The organism is Paenibacillus sp. GSMTC-2017 (genome assembly GCF_016019935.1).
Classification (GTDB): Bacteria; Bacillota; Bacilli; order Paenibacillales; family Paenibacillaceae; genus Pristimantibacillus.
Genome location: NZ_JAECMT010000002.1, coordinates 340,715 through 357,925, shown reverse-complemented (window position 1 = coordinate 357,925; position 17,211 = coordinate 340,715). Strand labels below are relative to the sequence as shown.

Annotated in this window: 16 protein-coding genes; 15 read left to right on the top strand and 1 reads right to left on the bottom strand. The window is 41.2% G+C overall.

Translation table 11 applies throughout. From position 1 onward, the window contains the following. Nucleotides 1-32 precede the first annotated feature (32 nt). The 15 genes from I6N90_RS08915 to I6N90_RS08845 all read left to right on the top strand — a co-directional run bounded on the left by I6N90_RS08915 (nucleotide 33) and on the right by I6N90_RS08845 (nucleotide 16,078). Nucleotides 33-1,322, top strand: a complete 1,290-nt coding sequence (locus I6N90_RS08915; protein ID WP_197935174.1) for a CCA tRNA nucleotidyltransferase — start codon at nucleotides 33-35, stop codon at nucleotides 1,320-1,322. A 1-nt stretch (nucleotide 1,323) separates the two neighbouring features. Further along, the gene (locus tag I6N90_RS08910) at nucleotides 1,324-2,307 is read left to right on the top strand and encodes a biotin--[acetyl-CoA-carboxylase] ligase (protein WP_197935173.1); all 984 of its coding nucleotides are present in this window, start codon (nucleotides 1,324-1,326) and stop codon (nucleotides 2,305-2,307) included. A gap of 258 nt (nucleotides 2,308-2,565) precedes the next feature. After that, a complete protein-coding gene (panB, locus tag I6N90_RS08905) occupies nucleotides 2,566-3,483 on the top strand; it encodes a 3-methyl-2-oxobutanoate hydroxymethyltransferase (protein WP_197935172.1) in 918 nt (305 codons plus the stop codon). Further along, nucleotides 3,480-4,364: a pantoate--beta-alanine ligase gene (gene panC / locus I6N90_RS08900; RefSeq protein ID WP_197935171.1), complete on the top strand. Its 885-nt coding sequence runs from the start codon at nucleotides 3,480-3,482 to the stop codon at nucleotides 4,362-4,364. The genes panB and panC overlap by 4 nt, the downstream gene beginning before the upstream one ends. Further along, nucleotides 4,357-4,740, top strand: coding sequence for an aspartate 1-decarboxylase (gene panD, locus I6N90_RS08895; RefSeq protein ID WP_197935170.1), 384 nt, complete (start codon nucleotides 4,357-4,359; stop codon nucleotides 4,738-4,740). Before panC ends, panD begins: the two co-directional genes overlap by 8 nt. Before the next feature lie 126 nt (nucleotides 4,741-4,866). Continuing rightward, entirely contained in the window at nucleotides 4,867-5,595 is a 729-nt protein-coding gene (locus I6N90_RS08890; RefSeq protein WP_197935169.1) for a hypothetical protein, read from the top strand. 16 nt (nucleotides 5,596-5,611) lie between these two features. After that, nucleotides 5,612-8,509, top strand: coding sequence for an ATP-dependent DNA helicase DinG (gene dinG / locus I6N90_RS08885; protein ID WP_197935168.1), 2,898 nt, complete (start codon nucleotides 5,612-5,614; stop codon nucleotides 8,507-8,509). Nucleotides 8,510-8,515: 6 nt separating this feature from the next. Then, entirely contained in the window at nucleotides 8,516-9,172 is a 657-nt protein-coding gene (locus I6N90_RS08880; protein ID WP_197935167.1) for a redox-sensing transcriptional repressor Rex, read from the top strand. Continuing rightward, nucleotides 9,153-10,454: an amidohydrolase gene (locus tag I6N90_RS08875; protein WP_197935166.1), complete on the top strand. Its 1,302-nt coding sequence runs from the start codon at nucleotides 9,153-9,155 to the stop codon at nucleotides 10,452-10,454. The genes I6N90_RS08880 and I6N90_RS08875 overlap by 20 nt, the downstream gene beginning before the upstream one ends. 32 nt (nucleotides 10,455-10,486) lie before the next feature. Further along, nucleotides 10,487-10,990 (top strand): hypothetical protein, encoded by a 504-nt coding sequence (locus I6N90_RS08870; protein WP_232242805.1) that lies wholly within the window; start codon nucleotides 10,487-10,489, stop codon nucleotides 10,988-10,990. A 113-nt stretch (nucleotides 10,991-11,103) separates the two neighbouring features. Further along, nucleotides 11,104-11,643 (top strand): hypothetical protein, encoded by a 540-nt coding sequence (locus tag I6N90_RS08865; RefSeq protein WP_197935164.1) that lies wholly within the window; start codon nucleotides 11,104-11,106, stop codon nucleotides 11,641-11,643. Next, the gene (locus I6N90_RS08860; protein ID WP_197935163.1) at nucleotides 11,636-13,129 is read left to right on the top strand and encodes an AAA family ATPase; all 1,494 of its coding nucleotides are present in this window, start codon (nucleotides 11,636-11,638) and stop codon (nucleotides 13,127-13,129) included. The genes I6N90_RS08865 and I6N90_RS08860 overlap by 8 nt, the downstream gene beginning before the upstream one ends. A 111-nt stretch (nucleotides 13,130-13,240) precedes the next feature. Then, nucleotides 13,241-14,110, top strand: coding sequence for a 3-hydroxyacyl-CoA dehydrogenase family protein (locus I6N90_RS08855; RefSeq protein WP_197935162.1), 870 nt, complete (start codon nucleotides 13,241-13,243; stop codon nucleotides 14,108-14,110). Continuing rightward, a complete protein-coding gene (locus I6N90_RS08850) occupies nucleotides 14,110-15,309 on the top strand; it encodes an acetate/propionate family kinase (RefSeq protein ID WP_197935161.1) in 1,200 nt (399 codons plus the stop codon). The genes I6N90_RS08855 and I6N90_RS08850 overlap by 1 nt, the downstream gene beginning before the upstream one ends. Before the next feature lie 88 nt (nucleotides 15,310-15,397). Then, entirely contained in the window at nucleotides 15,398-16,078 is a 681-nt protein-coding gene (locus I6N90_RS08845) for a DnaD domain protein (protein ID WP_197935160.1), read from the top strand. Nucleotides 16,079-16,116: 38 nt separating this feature from the next. On the opposite strand, the gene I6N90_RS08840 is transcribed toward I6N90_RS08845, so the two are convergent. Continuing rightward, on the bottom strand, nucleotides 16,117-17,118 hold the full coding sequence (locus I6N90_RS08840) for a MerR family transcriptional regulator (protein ID WP_197935159.1): 1,002 nt from the start codon (nucleotides 17,116-17,118) through the stop codon (nucleotides 16,117-16,119). Nucleotides 17,119-17,211 lie beyond the last annotated feature (93 nt).

Here is a 17,211-nt window from a genome sequence, read left to right as displayed (position 1 = left end):
TACTAGACTGATCTAACACGGAGGTTGCATCATTGAAGTTTCAACTGACAGCAACAATGACGGCAGCATTGCCCGTAATAAAACAACTTGAGGAGCATGGCTATGAGGCGGTGTTTGTAGGTGGAGCCGTCAGAGACATGCTCTTAGGTTTGCCAATTAATGATATTGATATTGCATCGTCTGCTCTCCCAGAGCAGACGATGCAAATTTTCCCACATACAATTCCAACAGGATTACAACATGGGACGGTTACCGTGATCGATAAAGGTATACCATACGAAATTACGACATACCGAGAAGAATCGCAATATGAAGCACATCGTAAGCCGAAACAAGTTTCATTTATAAGCGATCTGGATAACGATCTGCTGAGGCGCGATTTTACGATGAATGCGATGGCTATTCGAGCAAATGGTGAGCTTCATGATCCTTATGGAGGACACGAAGATATGATGTCTTCAATTGTTAGATGTGTAGGTTATGCGGATTTGCGTTTTCTAGAGGATGCACTGCGTATGCTTCGTGCGGTTCGATTTATGGGGGCATATCATTATAAACCTGCACTTTCTACTTGGAGATCACTTAAGCGGCATCGTAGTTTGCTTGTACATATCGCTATGGAGAGAGTTCATGCAGAGCTCGACAAAATGATCAAGAGTGAGAAGCCGCATCGTGCACTAGGATGGCTAGCTGCCAGTGGTTTATTATTATTTTGTAAGGAATCACTTGTATTACCCTATGAGTTGCAACAATCAATGATGGACGTTCAGAAAAATACGTTTAACAATGAAGCATTATACTTTTTACAAGAAATTGAACAATTGGATCTTCGTTGGGCATCTCTTTTTGTTTTTTTTAACTGGGAGGAAAAAGATGCTTTAGCAACAATGGCAGCACTTCGTTTGTCAGGTGATCGCACGAAAACGATCCATACGATAATGAAAATACATACTATTGTACGAACAAATATAAATGAACAGAACATGCTTATGAAGAGATGGAGAGAAGTCGTTTTAACATATAGTGAAAGTATGGCATCGAAATGGCTTCTAATTGCACATGCAATGAAACATGGAACTGTAAGTATATCGGAAAACGTCCTTGATTTGCTGAAAACAGAAATGGAAAAAATGCCAGTTAAAAGTATGAAACAGTTAAAAATAAATGGCTCTCATTTACAGAGACAACTGGGCCGTGAAGGTGGACCGTGGTTAAGCATGATGTTAAAGCGATTGCTTGAGTCTGCAGCAGCAGGTGAAGTGTGTAATGAAACGGACAAGCTCGCTGCGTTAGCCAAACTATGGAATGAAGAGGGAAATTAGAATGAATTCTGAAACGTTGTTAGAAGTGTTTCGTCAAAATCGGGATCAATATGTATCAGGTGCTTTAATGAGCCAAAAGTTGAATGTGAGCAGGACAGCGATATGGAAACATATTAAAAAGCTCGAGGCTGCTGGTTATGAGTTTGAAGCGTCAACTAAACTTGGTTATCGTCTGTTAGTTGAACCTGATCCAATTATAGGCGAACAATTGCGTGATAGGTTAACGACTGTTAGGTTCGGAAAGCAGCTTGTTTGTTTTGAGGAAGTAAAATCTACACAAGATTTAGCACGAACATTAGCTGAAGAAGGGGCCCCAGAAGGAACTCTTGTTATCGCAGAGAAGCAAACAGGTGGTCGAGGCCGTATGGGCAGAGGTTGGGTTTCTCCTCAAGGTAAAGGCATTTGGATGAGTATGATTATGCGCCCTGAGGTACCTATACATTGTGCACCCCAGCTTACATTGCTTACGGCCGTTGCGCTTTGTAGAAGTTTAAAGCGAATAACTTCGTTACCAATCGGAATTAAGTGGCCGAACGATTTGCTCGTAAATGGAAAAAAAATTAGCGGCATTTTGTTAGAATCAGCTGCTGAAGACGAAAGATTAAAATATATTATTGCTGGAATCGGTATTAGTGTTAATTTAACGGAATCTGATTACCCTGAAGAATTGCTAAGTAAAGCAACTTCACTACGCATAGCTGGGGGACATTCTTTTGACAGAACCGTTATTATAAACGAGTTTTTGAAGGAATGGGAGCAACTTTATGATCTATTCCAGCAAGAGGGTTTTAGTTCTATTTTGTCACTGTGGGAATCATTGTCGGTATCAATTGGTAAAACGGTAATGCTCAATACTCCGCAAGGCGAGCTGATAGGTGTACCGGTAGGACTTGAAGAAAGTGGAGCAATAAGAGTTAGGCGAGAAGATGGATCGGAAGTTGCCATTTTTTCTGCTGAAATGGGTGAGCCGATAGATCGTAGATGATCCGTATATTACGATCATTTACGAAGTCGACATTTTTTGGTACACTACAATTATCAGGCGGTATTCGAATGAAGCTGCACTGATAATTGCAGAAGGTTTTGTGTCAAAGTTTAGTTTTGCATATTCTGCTCTGAGCCGTAGGGACCGAGACAGAAGGAAGCACAACAAGCAATCGTTTCCTTTTTTGTTCTGGGACCTTTTTAGCAACGGCTAAAAGGTTTTTTTGTGTTTAAAATAGTCTAAAAGGGGTTGGAGCAAATGAGGAAACGACTGACGATCTCAAGCCTGCAGAAGATGAAGCAGGAGCGCAATGCGATTTCCGTGCTGACGGCATATGATTTTCCGTCCGCTAAGCTTGCAGAAGAAGCTGGTATTGATGTCATTTTGGTTGGAGATTCACTTGGGAATGTTGTACTCGGGTATGAAACGACTATTCCTGTAACGATCGACGATATGATTTATCATTCAAGGGTAGTAGCGAGGGCTGCTACAAACACATTTATAGTAACGGATATGCCGTTTATGACATATGGAGCAAGTCGTGAAGCCACACTTCTAAACGCTGCGAAAATTATGCAGCAAGGCGGCGCTCAAGCAGTGAAGCTGGAAGGCGGAGCAGAAATTGCAGACGATGTTGAAGCGTTAGTGAAGGCAGGTATTCCGGTAATGGGCCACATTGGTGTAACACCACAATCTGTTCATCAGCTAGGCGGCTACAAAGTACAAGGCAAGTCGGAAATTGATGCTGAGCGATTGATGCAAGATGCACTAGCATTAGAGAAAGCTGGAGCATTCGCTATCGTTATTGAGCTTGTAACTGAATCGCTCGGTACTGCAATTAGTGAAGCGCTTACGATACCAACAATCGGAATTGGAGCGGGTAGAAGTTGTGATGGTCAAGTGCTTGTTTACCACGATTTGTTACAATATTCTTCACCTTATTTCGAGAAGAGATTTGTAAAATCATACGCTGATATCGGTACAACAATACGTAATGCCATTGAATCTTACGTAAGTGAAGTCAAAGAAGGTGTATTTCCTGCTGAAGAGAATGTATTTCAGCCTCAAACAGCTTCTCCTACGAGTTTATATGGCGGTGGAGCTAAAAACTCACCTGAAGGGATAGATAAGGCTAGCGTAGCTTCAGTGACGCCGAAAGGAGTTCCAACAGCATGATCGTCTGTCGTACGAAAGAGGAACTCAAATCGAATTTGAATCAGTTACGAGCGAATGAAAAGTCAGTAGGTTTTGTACCAACGATGGGTTATTTACACGAAGGACATGGAAGCCTACTTCGCTTGGCACATGAAGCAAACGATATATCTGTTCTTAGTATTTATGTCAATCCAATGCAATTTGGTCCGAATGAAGATCTTGATCGCTATCCAAGAGATGAAGAACGAGATCTTAAACTTGCTGAGGAATGCGGAACCGATATCGTTTTTATTCCATCAAATGAAGAAATGTATCCAAAAAAACCGTTAACGACTGTAGTCGTTAACGGTTTGACAAGTCAACTGTGTGGCGCAACTAGACCAGGTCACTTTGACGGTGTGGGGCTTGTCGTAAGCAAATTGTTCCACCTTGTTAAACCAGATCGTGCTTACTTTGGCATGAAGGATGCACAACAGGTTGCCGTTATCGAGCAAATTGTTGATGACTTGAACTTCGATATCGAAATCGTGCCATGCCAAATCGTTAGAGAACCAGACGGTTTAGCATTAAGTTCTAGAAATGTCTATTTGAATGCTGAACAGCGTGCTGGGGCAGTTGTATTGTCTCAGTCATTGCATCTGGCCGAAGAGTGGATTAAGGAAACAGGAGTTACTGCTGGAAGTTTAATCGAGCGTGTGAAATCACATATTGGGATTGCAAAGGAAGCAAACATTGAATATGTGGAGCTACTTCATTACCCAACACTTGAGCCTATCGAAGTGAATAAGTATGTAGGTTCGATCACTTCACGAATAATTTTAGCTTTAGCTGTTAAGTTTGGAACAACACGATTAATTGATAATAGCTTGTTAAATACAAGCGGAGGTGCTAACAATGTTTAGAACAATGATGAAGTCAAAGCTCCATCGTGCAACAGTAACGGAAGCAAACTTAAACTATGTTGGAAGTATAACGATAGATGAAGATTTAATGGATGCAGCTGATTTGCTTGAAAATGAAAAGGTGCAAATTGTAAACAACAACAACGGAGCTCGTCTTGAAACATATGTCATTACTGGTGAAAGAGGATCAGGGGTCATTTGTTTGAATGGTGCTGCTGCTAGATTAGTACAGCCTGGCGATCAAGTCATTATTATTTCTTATTCCATGTTAACAAATGAAGAAGCGAAAACTCATAAGCCAATCATCACAATACTGGATAACAATAACAAACCTGTTAAACTTTTAACTGAAGAACTTCACGCAACAATCATGTAACTATCCCAATAATAATTAACGCTTCATCCCTGTCTTATGTAACGATTCCCATGCTGAATGAAAAGACGTCAGTAAACAAAAAATGACCGTATCACTCCTTATTCAAATGCGAAGGCGGGATGCGGAATGTTTCAGCATATGTTCACTTCGATGAACGAGATGCTCGATGGGATTGTGGAGTTATATCCGGAAGCAACCGATCAGGAGCGACTGATGTATAATGAGCAGGTATGTGAGCTGAAAAAGTTAAATGACGCCTTTATTGAGAGCTGGCTACAGTTTGAAGAGAAGGTTTCTGACTTTCAAGAGTTGTTTGGGGAACAGATTCATGAGTCTAAGGACTTGGGGGAAGTTATTCTTCAGTTGTCTCCACCAGAACAATCCAAAACGTTACAATCGAGTAGCAAAGCAATTTCTTGTAACGAAGGGGATATTATTATCCCTGACGATGTTGCAGACAAAATAAAGACGGGACAAGGGTACTACAATTTATTTATGTTTTCTCGTGCTGCGAGCATTTTTAATGAAGCCATCACTGTTGCTCCAGAATGTAATTTAGCCCGCTTGTTTCTAGGCATGAGTCAGATGCATATGCAAAATTGGAATGAAGCTCAGCGACATTTCCAACTTCTAATTGTACTTTCGGACTTTCCGAAGTGGCTTGCTTTAGGCTATAATGCCCTTGGGTGCATTCAAGCTGTACACATGAATATGGCACAAGCTGAAAAGTTGTTTAGTAAAGCTTATGAAACGTATCCCACCTTTACGGACTCATTAAATAATTTAAAAAGTTGTCAAGAAACTCCAGGGCAATTATCATTATATTTTGGTAGCACGGAGCTGTGCTGTTTGTGAGAGGGACGGGAATGGAATGAACTATGCTGTTTTGGATTTAGAAACGACTGGACATAGCACTGAAGACGATATTTTGCAGGTTGGAGTTGTCATTGTCTCTGATCAGCTTGAGATTATTAGTACTTTCAGTGCATTTGTTAAGCCGACTATTCCAATTCCGCCTTTTATTACGCAATTGACGGGCATTGATGAATCGATGGTAAAGGATGCGCCGGAGCTTAATGATGTTTTGCTTCAGCTCATTCCTTTACTGGATGATGCTGTTCTTGTAGCGCATAATGTAGGATTTGATGCTGGTTTTCTAAACCAAGCGCTTGATCGCTGCGGCTATATGCCTTTCACAGGTCGTAGGCTTGACACTGTTGAGCTTCTTCGGATATTGTATCCATCAATTACGACCTATCAACTCGGAGCTGTAGCGGAGCAGTTTGGCATTGCTAATCACCAGCACCATCGTGCTGACAGTGACGCGATGGCGACCGCACAAATCTTCATTGACTTAGTCAATAAACTTCGCTCCATGCCGCTGCTAACTGTGCAGCGGCTGTCTGCGTTAATTGACGAAAGCAAGGATCTACATTGGTTTTTGAAGCATACAGAGAAACACGTCGAACAAGAAACGGTATTCGATTCCAATGAATATGACTATCATCGGCAATTTGCGCTTAAAGCGCGGGAGTGGTCGGAAGAAAAACATCCTCGAGGAGAAGTGGCTAATCAGTCGGAGAACCCACTTGCGGAGATGAGCTTTGAGCAATATTTAGCAGAAATTAAAGAACGGTTCCAATCGAGATTTGAAAATTACGAAGAGCGTGAAGCGCAAACAACAATGTTTAATGAAGTTTACGACGCTCTCAGCACGAATAAACATTTACTTATCGAAGCAGGGACTGGAACGGGGAAATCGCTTGGTTATTTGATTCCTGCACTATATTACAGCATTAAAAATAATAGTAAAATTGTAGTGAGCACACACACAATTAACCTGCAAGAACAGCTCAGACAACGAGATCTTCCGTTGTTAGGTGATGTTTTGCCATTCCCTTTTAAAGCATCTATTTTTAAAGGTCGCGGTAATTACCTTTGTTTAAGGAAGTTTGAAGGGAAATTAAATGTGGGTGATCTGGTAGCTCCGATTGAAGATTCTATTACAGCTGCTCAAATGGTCGTTTGGTTAAGTGAGACGGAAACAGGTGATCAAGAAGAACTTAACTTCGGGAGCAGAGGTGCTGATTTCTGGGGCACTGTGTCTAGTGATGCCGACTCTTGCCTTAATCGGGCGTGTCCGTGGTTTAAACGTTGTTATTACCATCGAGCTAAACATGAAGCCAATCTGGCTGATGTATGTATTACGAATCATTCCATGTTATTTACAGATGTTCAAGCGGACCATCGATTATTGCCTGCTTACAGTAATCTTATTATTGATGAGGCACATCATGTTGAAGAAGTGGCAGGAAAACATCTAGGGATGCAAGTGCATTATTTCACGTTGGTTCAAGCTATTATTAGACTTTATAAAGATAATCGTTCAGGTTTACTTCCGTCGCTTAAATTTAAGCTTGAGCAAGAAGATGATGACCATCAACAATCATGGTTAGAAACGATTGAAACGATCATTCCTATTTTTCAAGAAATTAAAGAACATTGGGATAAGCTATTCGAGCTGTTATACAACTTCGCTGCAAACGGATCAGATAGTATGACTGACAATGGTTCTTTGGTAAAACGATTAACTTCAACCGCCGTCCCAGAAGGATGGGAGGAAGTTGTCGCTGTCGAAGGGAATATACATGTAGAGCTTTCTAGAGTTATCAAAACGTCAGAGAAGTTATTGACTGATATTAAAGATCGTATAGATGATATATCCGTACAAGCATCGCTTACTGATTTAAATGGTGCCCTACGCGACTTATCGAGAGTAAAAGATGAACTCCGTCATATAACGAAGCTGGATAGCCCTCAGTTCGTTTATTGGATAGAAGCAAGCACAGCTTATCGTCACAGATCTGTACAGCTTTATGCAGCGCCTGTGGACGTAAGTGAGCAGCTTCAAAAGTACTTCTTTGATGTGAAAGACAGTATCGTTCTTACATCAGCAACACTTACCGTACAGAAGTCGTTCCAATATGCACAGGAACAACTTGGCCTCACTGGATATGAAGAACAAGGAAGACTTCGTACCGTTTTACTTTCATCACCTTTTAATTATCGAGAACAAGCACTTGTCGTTATACCTCGTGACTTTCCTATATTAAAAGGAGCTTATGTGGATGACGCCTATTTACAGAAATTAGTTGGTTCAATAGCGGATACGGCGAATCAGACGAAAGGTCGTATGCTTGTATTATTTACATCGTATAAGTTGTTAAAACAAGTATATGATCCGCTCAAGAATAAGCTCGATGAAGTTGGAATTGGTTTGTTAGGGCAAGGGATAGATAGCAGTAATCGGACGAAGCTTACAAGACGATTTCTACAGCAACCTCAATCGGTGTTACTTGGAACAAGCAGCTTCTGGGAAGGTGTCGATATTCCCGGCGAAGGCTTAATCTGTCTTGCTATCGTTCGTCTGCCATTCCAGCCGCCTAATCATCCGCTTGTTGAGGCGAAGTCAGAGATGTTGAAGAGACAAGGGCAAAATCCTTTTATGAAGCTTTCCATTCCACAAGCTGTCATTCGATTTAAACAAGGTTTTGGCCGGTTAGTTAGAACATCGCAAGATAAGGGTATCGTCATTATTTATGATACAAGAGTCATTGATACGTATTATGGAAAACACTTTTTGTATTCATTGCCTGGACCTAAGATCGAATCGATGCATACGGATCAAATGGTACCAAGAATGCGTGAGTGGTTGGCTGATACCGGAAAACATTCTGATGAAGTAATGTCGAGCATGAAGGAGGAGTAGGTTGCGATGAAACATGCAAAAATATCGGAAGCTGTCGTAAGGCGCCTTCCGATCTATCTTCAAGTGCTAAATGAGCTCTATAGTCGCGAGATACAAACGGTTTCTTCTCAAGAACTTGGTGTTAAACTTGACTTAAATCCAGCCCAGATTAGAAAAGATTTAGCTTACTTTGGCGAGTTTGGTCGTAAAGGCATAGGGTATGACGTTATGTATCTTATCGAAAAGATTAGACAAATCTTAAAAGTAAATCAAACGATTAAAGTTGCACTCGTCGGCGCAGGTAATTTAGGGCATGCACTATGCAATTACAATAAATATTCTAAAGATAACATGCAAATAACAGCAGTATTTGATATACATCCAGAGAAAATTGGTACGAATGTAAACAATCTTGTTGTGTTGCCAATGAGTGAATTGGCAAAAACAGTGGAAGAGCAGAACATTAGAATCGGCATTATTACTGTACCTGCATTCGAAGCTCAAAATGTTGCTAACCAATTCGTATCTGCTGGAATTGAAGGCATACTTAATTTTGCACCTGCTATATTGCGCGTACCGGAAGAAGTTCGGATTCATAATGCTGATTTTACAAAAGAATTGCTTAGTTTAGCTTACTATTTGAACCATGAAGGAGACGGAAACGATGACGCAATTGTGGATTGAAAATGGTTTGTTCGTAACGATGGATGACTCTAATGCTAAGCTTAATGGACATATGGTCATTACTGATGATCGGATTACATATATCGGAGCAGAGCCACCAGTAGGCTTGTTACCTGATGTGCAGAAGATCGATGGAAGTAAGCTTGCATTTATGCCTGGTCTCATCAATACACACGGACATGCTGCGATGACACTGCTTCGAGGTTTTTCTGATGATCAAACGCTTCAGGTTTGGCTTCAAGAGAAAATGTGGCCGATGGAAGCTAAATATGTCGATGCAGATACGAAAGCAGGCAGTGCTCTAGCAATCGTAGAAATGTTGCGTAGTGGTACAACAACATTTGTTGATATGTATGACCGTATGGATCAAGTAGCAACAGTAACTGAGCAGGCAGGAATACGTGGTATTCTTACACGTGGTGTTATCGGACTTTGCTCTGAAGAAGAACAAAAGGCGAAACTAAACGATGCGATTACATTTGCGCGCGAATGGAACGGAAAAGCTAATGGAAGAATTTCTACGATGCTTTCACCACATGCTCCATATACATGTCCACCAGCATACATTGAGAAATTTGTACAAGCCGCTCATGACTTAAACTTACCACTACATACACATATGTCTGAGACGTTAGCAGAAGTGGAAATGAACGTTCGTGACTACGGAGTTAGACCAGTTGAACATTTGGATTCTTTAGGTTTCTTTAGTCGTCCGGCGTTAGTCGCACATGCTGTCCATCTTACTGATGATGAGATTGCTCTGCTTGCAGCACGCAATGTTTCAGTATCTCATAATCCAGTCAGCAATCTTAAGCTTGCAAGTGGAGTAGCAAGATTAAATGATCTCATTAAAGCAGGCGTTAAGGTGTCGCTTGGAACGGATAGTGTAGCTAGTAACAATAATCTTGATCTATTCGAGGAAATTCGTATTGCGGCTCTTCTTCATAAAGGAATTTCAGGTGACCCGACAGCAATTCCTGCTTGGGAAGCCTTAAAACTTGGAACAGTTTATGGAGCCTCTGCAATATGGCAGGAAGATCGTATTGGTACATTAAAGGTGGGCATGAAAGCAGACTTTATTGCCATTGATATAGATCAAGCTCATTTCTACCCGATGACGGACATTGTATCTCATCTTGTTTATTCAGGATCAGGACGAGATGTGAAACATGTGTGGGTGGACGGTCAACAAGTAGTACGTAATGGCGTTTGTACACTACTTGATGAGGAGAAAATTCGTTATGAAGCGCAAGCGAGCTTTGAACGACTATTGAATGGCTAATGCGCGTAACTGAGAAAAAGCGACCGCCGTTAATGACGCCAAAGCGATGGAAAGTAGTAATTGTGCTTGCAATTATTACGTTTGGCCTATGGTTCGGTTTTTATTTCCGTGAGATCCAGTCGCCAAGATGGTCTGAAGAAAAAGCAGCTCGTGACATAGCACTAGCTACAAACCTTATCAAAGAAGTTACCAGCATAAATAAACATGTCTGGGAGCAAACGACGTGGATAACAGAAGGGATTGATCAAAATGATCGGGCTCTTTATCTGTTCCATAAAGATAAAGAACTTCTTCATACGATCGATGCGAGTGTAACGTTATCAAAGGAATCAGTGAAATCTAATTTCAATAAGCTTAAACCTGAAGCGGAAGTCATTCGATTATCTCCTGCATTGTTTCTTAATAACCCTGCTTGGGAATTGTATTATAGCGAAACAGTGGATGGAACTAAGCGATATTATTACGATTTCTATACTTTCGATAAAGAGTTTAAATTACTAAATTCATATAAGCTTCCAACAAAAACGGGACCGTGATGGTCCCGTTTCCTGTTTTTACATCAATCAAATTGTTGAGATATATGATATACTTTCGTATAGCAAAGCTGATAGATAATAATCTACAAAAAAGCTACGGGAGGGATTCATTGATGAAAAAGCCTCGTTTATTTCCAATAGTCATTACAGCAGTCCTTTCTATTGGCTTATTATTTGGTGGATGGACTTTATATAAACAAGTTGCAGTTGCATCACCACTAACAGATGCATTAAAGGCTGTTCCAGGGGTTGTCGAAGCTAAGAAACCCACAATTACACAAGATAACGTTCAAATAGCTGTAGAGCTATCTGAAAATGCTAATATAAGAGACATTTACGAAGCGGCTACTAAAACAGGTAAAGACATTACACCTAGCAAAAAGATAGATCTACAAGTGCGTACATCGGAAGATGAAGTGCTAAATACAATTTGGCAGCAGTCAATGTTTGAAGTTGCAGAAGCGATGGAAACTAAAACGTACTCAAAAATTCCTGAAGCATTAAAGCTAGCTACTGAAAGTGTAAAAGGGGTATCATTTGAAACCGAGATGGACGATTCTAACGTTTATGTAACACTTCGGAATGATAAATCAGCTAAATATATTGTAATGCCTCGTACGCCTAACAAATTGGGAGCGTGGTCGAATGCGTAAGTATTGGCTTGAGCTAACCATTGGATTTGTGCCTGTATTACTCATCTTTTTGACTGTCATTGGCATTAATGTCATGCCTGTTTTATTTTTTGCCCTGTTTGGTACTCTTTTGTTCTTTACAGTAAAAGGAAAAGGTAAGCTTACAGCGTTTTCTAACGGTAAAAGCCGAAATGAAGTAAAAGATACTTCGTTTACTTTTGGGCAAATAGGTGGGCAAGAACGGGCGAAGCAAGAGTTAGTTGAAGCACTGGACTTTCTCGTTAAACGTGATCAAATTGAAAAGCTTGGTATTCGACCATTAAAAGGTATTTTGCTAGCTGGTCCTCCAGGGACGGGAAAAACGTTGCTTGCTAAAGCGGCAGCACAGTATACGGATTCCATTTATTTGGCTGCATCAGGCAGTGAATTTGTTGAAATGTATGTTGGCGTTGGTGCTGGTCGCATACGTGATTTATTTAAAGATGCTCGAACAAAAGCTAAAAAAGCGGGAAAAGAAAGTGCAGTTATCTTTATTGATGAGATCGAGGTTATCGGCGGGAAGCGGGATGGCGGTCAGCATCGAGAATATGATCAAACATTAAATCAATTGTTAACAGAGATGGATGGCATTCATTCTAATGAATTGCCACGTATTCTAATCATTGCCGCGACGAATCGTAAAGAAATGCTTGATAGTGCCTTATTGCGCCCTGGTCGCTTTGATCGACATATCGGAGTTGAGCTTCCTGATAAGAAGGGACGTCTTCATATATTGAACATCCACGCGGATAATAAGCCAATGGATGAGAATGTTAATATGGATCGTATTGCAGAGCAAACGTATAGCTTTTCTGGTGCTCAACTAGAGTCCGTCATGAATGAAGCAGCAATTTATGCAATGCGTGAAAGCAGTCCAGTCATTATGGAGTCACACTTATTAATGGCGATCGACAAAGTTTTGCTCGGTGAAAAAACAGATCGTGAAACGACAAAAGAAGAGCGTGAACGTGTCGCATTGCATGAGCTTGGTCATGCGATTATGGCTGAACATGTACGTCCGGGGAGTGTATCTCAAGTTGCTTTGTCCCCGAGAGGCGGAGCATTAGGGTATGTTAGACATCAACCTCAGCAGGATCAATATTTATATACAACTGCGTTCCTCCATAACCAGATTATGATAGCTTTAGGCGGAGCAGCAGCCGAAGAAATATTTTACGGAGAACGCAGTACAGGTTCTAGAGGTGACTTTGAACAAGCTGTTAATATCGTGAAGACATTAGTGGAGTCTGGTTTAACGTCTTTGGGCATTGTTGATGCGACGATGATGACACCTGAGAAGTGGGCGGAAATATCCGGCACAATTCTGGACGATCTTATGGGGAAAACGAAAGTTCTCCTTGAAGCGAGAAAAAATGTGTTTGAGGCATCGCTACAAACGTTATTAAAGGAAGAAACGATAGATGGAGTATCGTTTAGGTCAATGATTAAATTGCATGAAGCTGCGTAAAACGTTTACAATTTCAACAATATGAAGGCGGACAATGATCCGCCTTCTTTATTTGTTCAAAATTCGGTATAATACAGATTGAGATACTATCTAGAGGGAGCAGTTCAACAGATGATAAAAAAGGTTGGAGTAATCGGTTTAGGAACGATGGGACAAGGTATAGCAGAAATGCTTGCTGCAAAAGGATTGGATGTCGTAGTCATCGAGGTTTCGGATGAACGTCTTTCCTATGGGTTACAAATGATTGAGAGTAGTCTTGATAAGCAAATTGAGAAGTGGGCGTTAACTGGTGCAGAGAAGAAGCTAATTCTCTCTAAGATCAACACAGCACAAGGATATGAGGAGTTTGCAGATTGCGAGCTTGTTATAGAGACGATTACTGAGGATTTAGAAGCAAAAAGGGAAATTTTCCAGCGTTTGGACAGCATATGTGGTGAAAACACTATACTAGCAAGCAATACGTCAACATTAAGTTTGACTGAGTTAGCAAGCGTGACGACTAGACCTGCTCGTGTAATCGGGCTGCATTTCATATATCCGGTATCCAAGATTGATTTGGTTGAAATTGTTCGTGGATTAAAAACGTCAGATGAAACATTTGCTCAAACGAAACATTTTGTAGAGGAAATCATCCTTAAAAAGGGTGTCATGGTGTTTGAAACTCCTGGTTTCGTAACAACTCGATTAATTTGCTTGTTAATCAATGAGGCGCTTCATGTACTAGAGGAAGGTGTTGCATCAGCTGAAGATATCGATAATGCGATGCGCGTAGGTTATTCCTTCCACCATGGTCCATTCGAAATGGCTGACCGTTTCGGCTTGGATTCCGTGCTTGCAGCACTTGAGCGTATGTTCCGTGAATATGGAGAATTGAAATATCGTCCGTCGTTTGTACTTAAGAAAATGGTACGCGCGGGACACTTGGGAGCCAAATCAGGAGTAGGCTTCTTCCACTATGATAAGGATGGGGATCGGATCTAATGAAAGTTTTAGTAATTAATGCTGGAAGCTCATCGCTTAAGTACCAGTTGTACGATATGAGAGACGAAAGTGTGCTAGCAAGTGGACGTGTAGAAAGAATCGGTATGGATTCTTCAATCGTTACTCACGAACCAGCAAATAGGCCTGATGTTCGTGTCGTTAGCGAAATTTTAGAACATGTAACTGCTGTAAAACGTGTAATCGAAATGTTGACGCATTCCGAGCACGGCGTATTGGCTTCAATGAGCGAAATAGATGCAGTTGGACATCGCATCGTGCATGGCGGAGAAGTGTTTAAAGGATCAGTATTAGTGACGCAAGAAGTAAAACTAGAAATTCGTCGTCTATTCGATCTTGCGCCGCTACACAACCCTGCTCACATGATGGGTATTTCTGCGGTAGAAACGAATATGCCGAACATTCCTCAAGTTGTTGTGTTCGATACTGCGTTCCACCAATCGATGCCAAAAACGTCTTATTTGTATCCAATACCTAAAGTGCTTTACCGCAGACACAAAATTCGTCGTTATGGCTTCCATGGTACATCACATGCCTATGTAAGTGCTAAAGCTGCTCGTTTCTTAAAGAAACCGCTTGAAGAGTTAAAGATGATTACTTGTCATATTGGTAATGGTGCAAGCTGTACGGCAATTTTGGACGGGAAATCGTTTGACACAAGTATGGGAATGACTCCACTTGAAGGTTTGATGATGGGTACAAGAAGTGGAGATATTGATCCTGCAATCGTGCCATTCGTTATGAACAAGGAAGAACTTACGTTAAATGAAGTGAATTCCATGCTTAACAAACATAGCGGAATGCTTGCGATCTCTGGCATTAGCAGTGATATGCGTGAAGTAACTGAAGCGATGCTTGAAGGTGACAAAAACGCTACACTTGCTTTTGACATGTATATTTATCGTGTTAAAAAGTATATCGGTGCCTATGCGGCTGCGATGAACGGCATAGATACGTTGGTGTTTACAGCTGGAGTAGGAGAAAACTCTTCAGAACTTCGTAAAGCGGTATGCAACGGAATCACTTTCTTAGGCATTGAGATTGATGAAGAGCTTAATGCCATTCGCAGCAAAGAAGCTCGCGAAATTTCAACTCCTAACTCACGTGTTAAAGTGTTGGTAGTTCCAACTAATGAGGAATTGCTAATCGCTCGTGATACTTACGAAATCGTTAAAGGCTAACATACAATCGTATAGTCTTCTGATGGAGTCGTTCTAATTTTGAAGATGTTCGGTCCATACGATCCAGTGATAGAGGGAGAGTTAGTACATGAGCGACGAGATATGGAAAGCATATACCCATGGCATTGCTGCAGCTATCAATGAGGGCGGAATGTATATTCCTAGCTTGTTATTTCGAAGCTATAGTAGCCTTGGTATTTCTGAATCAGAAGCGATGTTGCTCCTTCAGATTATGCAGTATACCCATGTAGAGAGGAACGACTTCCCTACATTAGAGGAGCTAGCCCAGCGGATGGGCACGAATGTGCGCAACATCGGTACGATGCTTGGACGGTTAATGAAGGATGGTTTTCTAACAATCGATGATTATGTCGACAGCGAATCGGGTATGCAAGCGGAGCGTTACAACTGGAGCGGATGGCTGATGCAAGCTGCGGAATGGTCAGCGGCAGTGAAACGGGAAGCTAAAAAAGCAGAGCGTCAACCGGTTGTAAGGGAGTCAAAACCTGCCTCTGATATGTTCTCTGTTTTTGAACAGGAATTTGGAAGATTATTGTCTCCAATGGAATGTGAAACGATCAGCAGTTGGATTGATCAAGATCGATATACAGATGAAATTATTTTGTTTGCTTTAAAAGAAGCTGTGTTTGCAGGCAAGGTCAGCCTTAAATATATTGATCGGATATTGCTCGAATGGAGCCGTAACCGAGTAACGAATACAGAAGAAGCTAGAGCCCATTCCCAAAAGTTTTATGGGGGGAAAGCATAGTTCGTAGAAGGACGATATACGACTACTGTGTGCTTAAACTATAGCTTCTCTGCAAATAAGATAAATACTTCTTCGTTTAACTGTTCTGTAATTACGGAATAATGACGAAGTTGTAGCCATTTCATTAGCTCAGGTAATAGAGAAGGGGTTATCCCCTGATCCTCATTATCTGGGCTGTTTTTATTACACATAAACCCAGTAATTACAATTCTGCCTTTGGTGTGAAGAACACGATCCATTTCGGCTAAGGCCAGCAATTGGCCATTATGATCTAGATGCTGTAAGGCGAAGCTGCAAGCTATAAAGTGAAAAACTCTTCCATTAAGAGGGAGAGCTAATAAATTGCCTTGCCTCGTATCTGCATGGGGAAGTCGTTCACGTAAGATCGATAACATCTCTGCCGATTGTTCAATTAATGTCAGATGAACGTTTGGCGAGTCAAGCATGACTGACAGATTGCCACTGCCAGCGCCAAGTTCAAGACCTTCTTCTTCACTTCGAGGATCGATCCACTCAGCCGTTCGGATAAGTGCTTGTTCATATTGCTTTGGTTCGATGAAACGTGATAGGGCAACTAATGGAGCATTTTCACCATACTGCAAAGCAATTTCGTCATACTTCCACCTGTCACTCCATGATGTTCGTAGTTCACGTTGTTCTCTAAGTTGTTTAGCCGACTGTTCTGCTTGATCTAGCTTAGGTACACCACTGCGTCTCCAAACGTCCATCGTTTCGTCAAAAGCACGGAGAGCAGCAATCGTATCCGATAATTCTGCATAAAGAGCTGATCGAGCGAGATCAAGCTTTCGGATAAAGGTGCTAGCATTGTCGATGTTAGCAACGATTTCTTTAATATCGGTAAGCGACATACCTAATTCTCTTAATGAAACGATCCAACGGAGCGTTTCGATATCTTCTTGTCGATAAAAACGGTATCCATTTTCGATTTCTTTTATAGGTGCAATTAATCCTTTTTCCTCGTAGAAACGCAGTGTTCTAGGTGTAACACCAAGTGCCTTCGCAGCTTCATGAACTTTCATTGCTTTCACCTCGTTAGCTCATTATGAACGTTAACGTTACGTTAAGGTCAAGCTACATCTTTTCAAAAAAAACTGAAGCTGCGGAAGGCAACT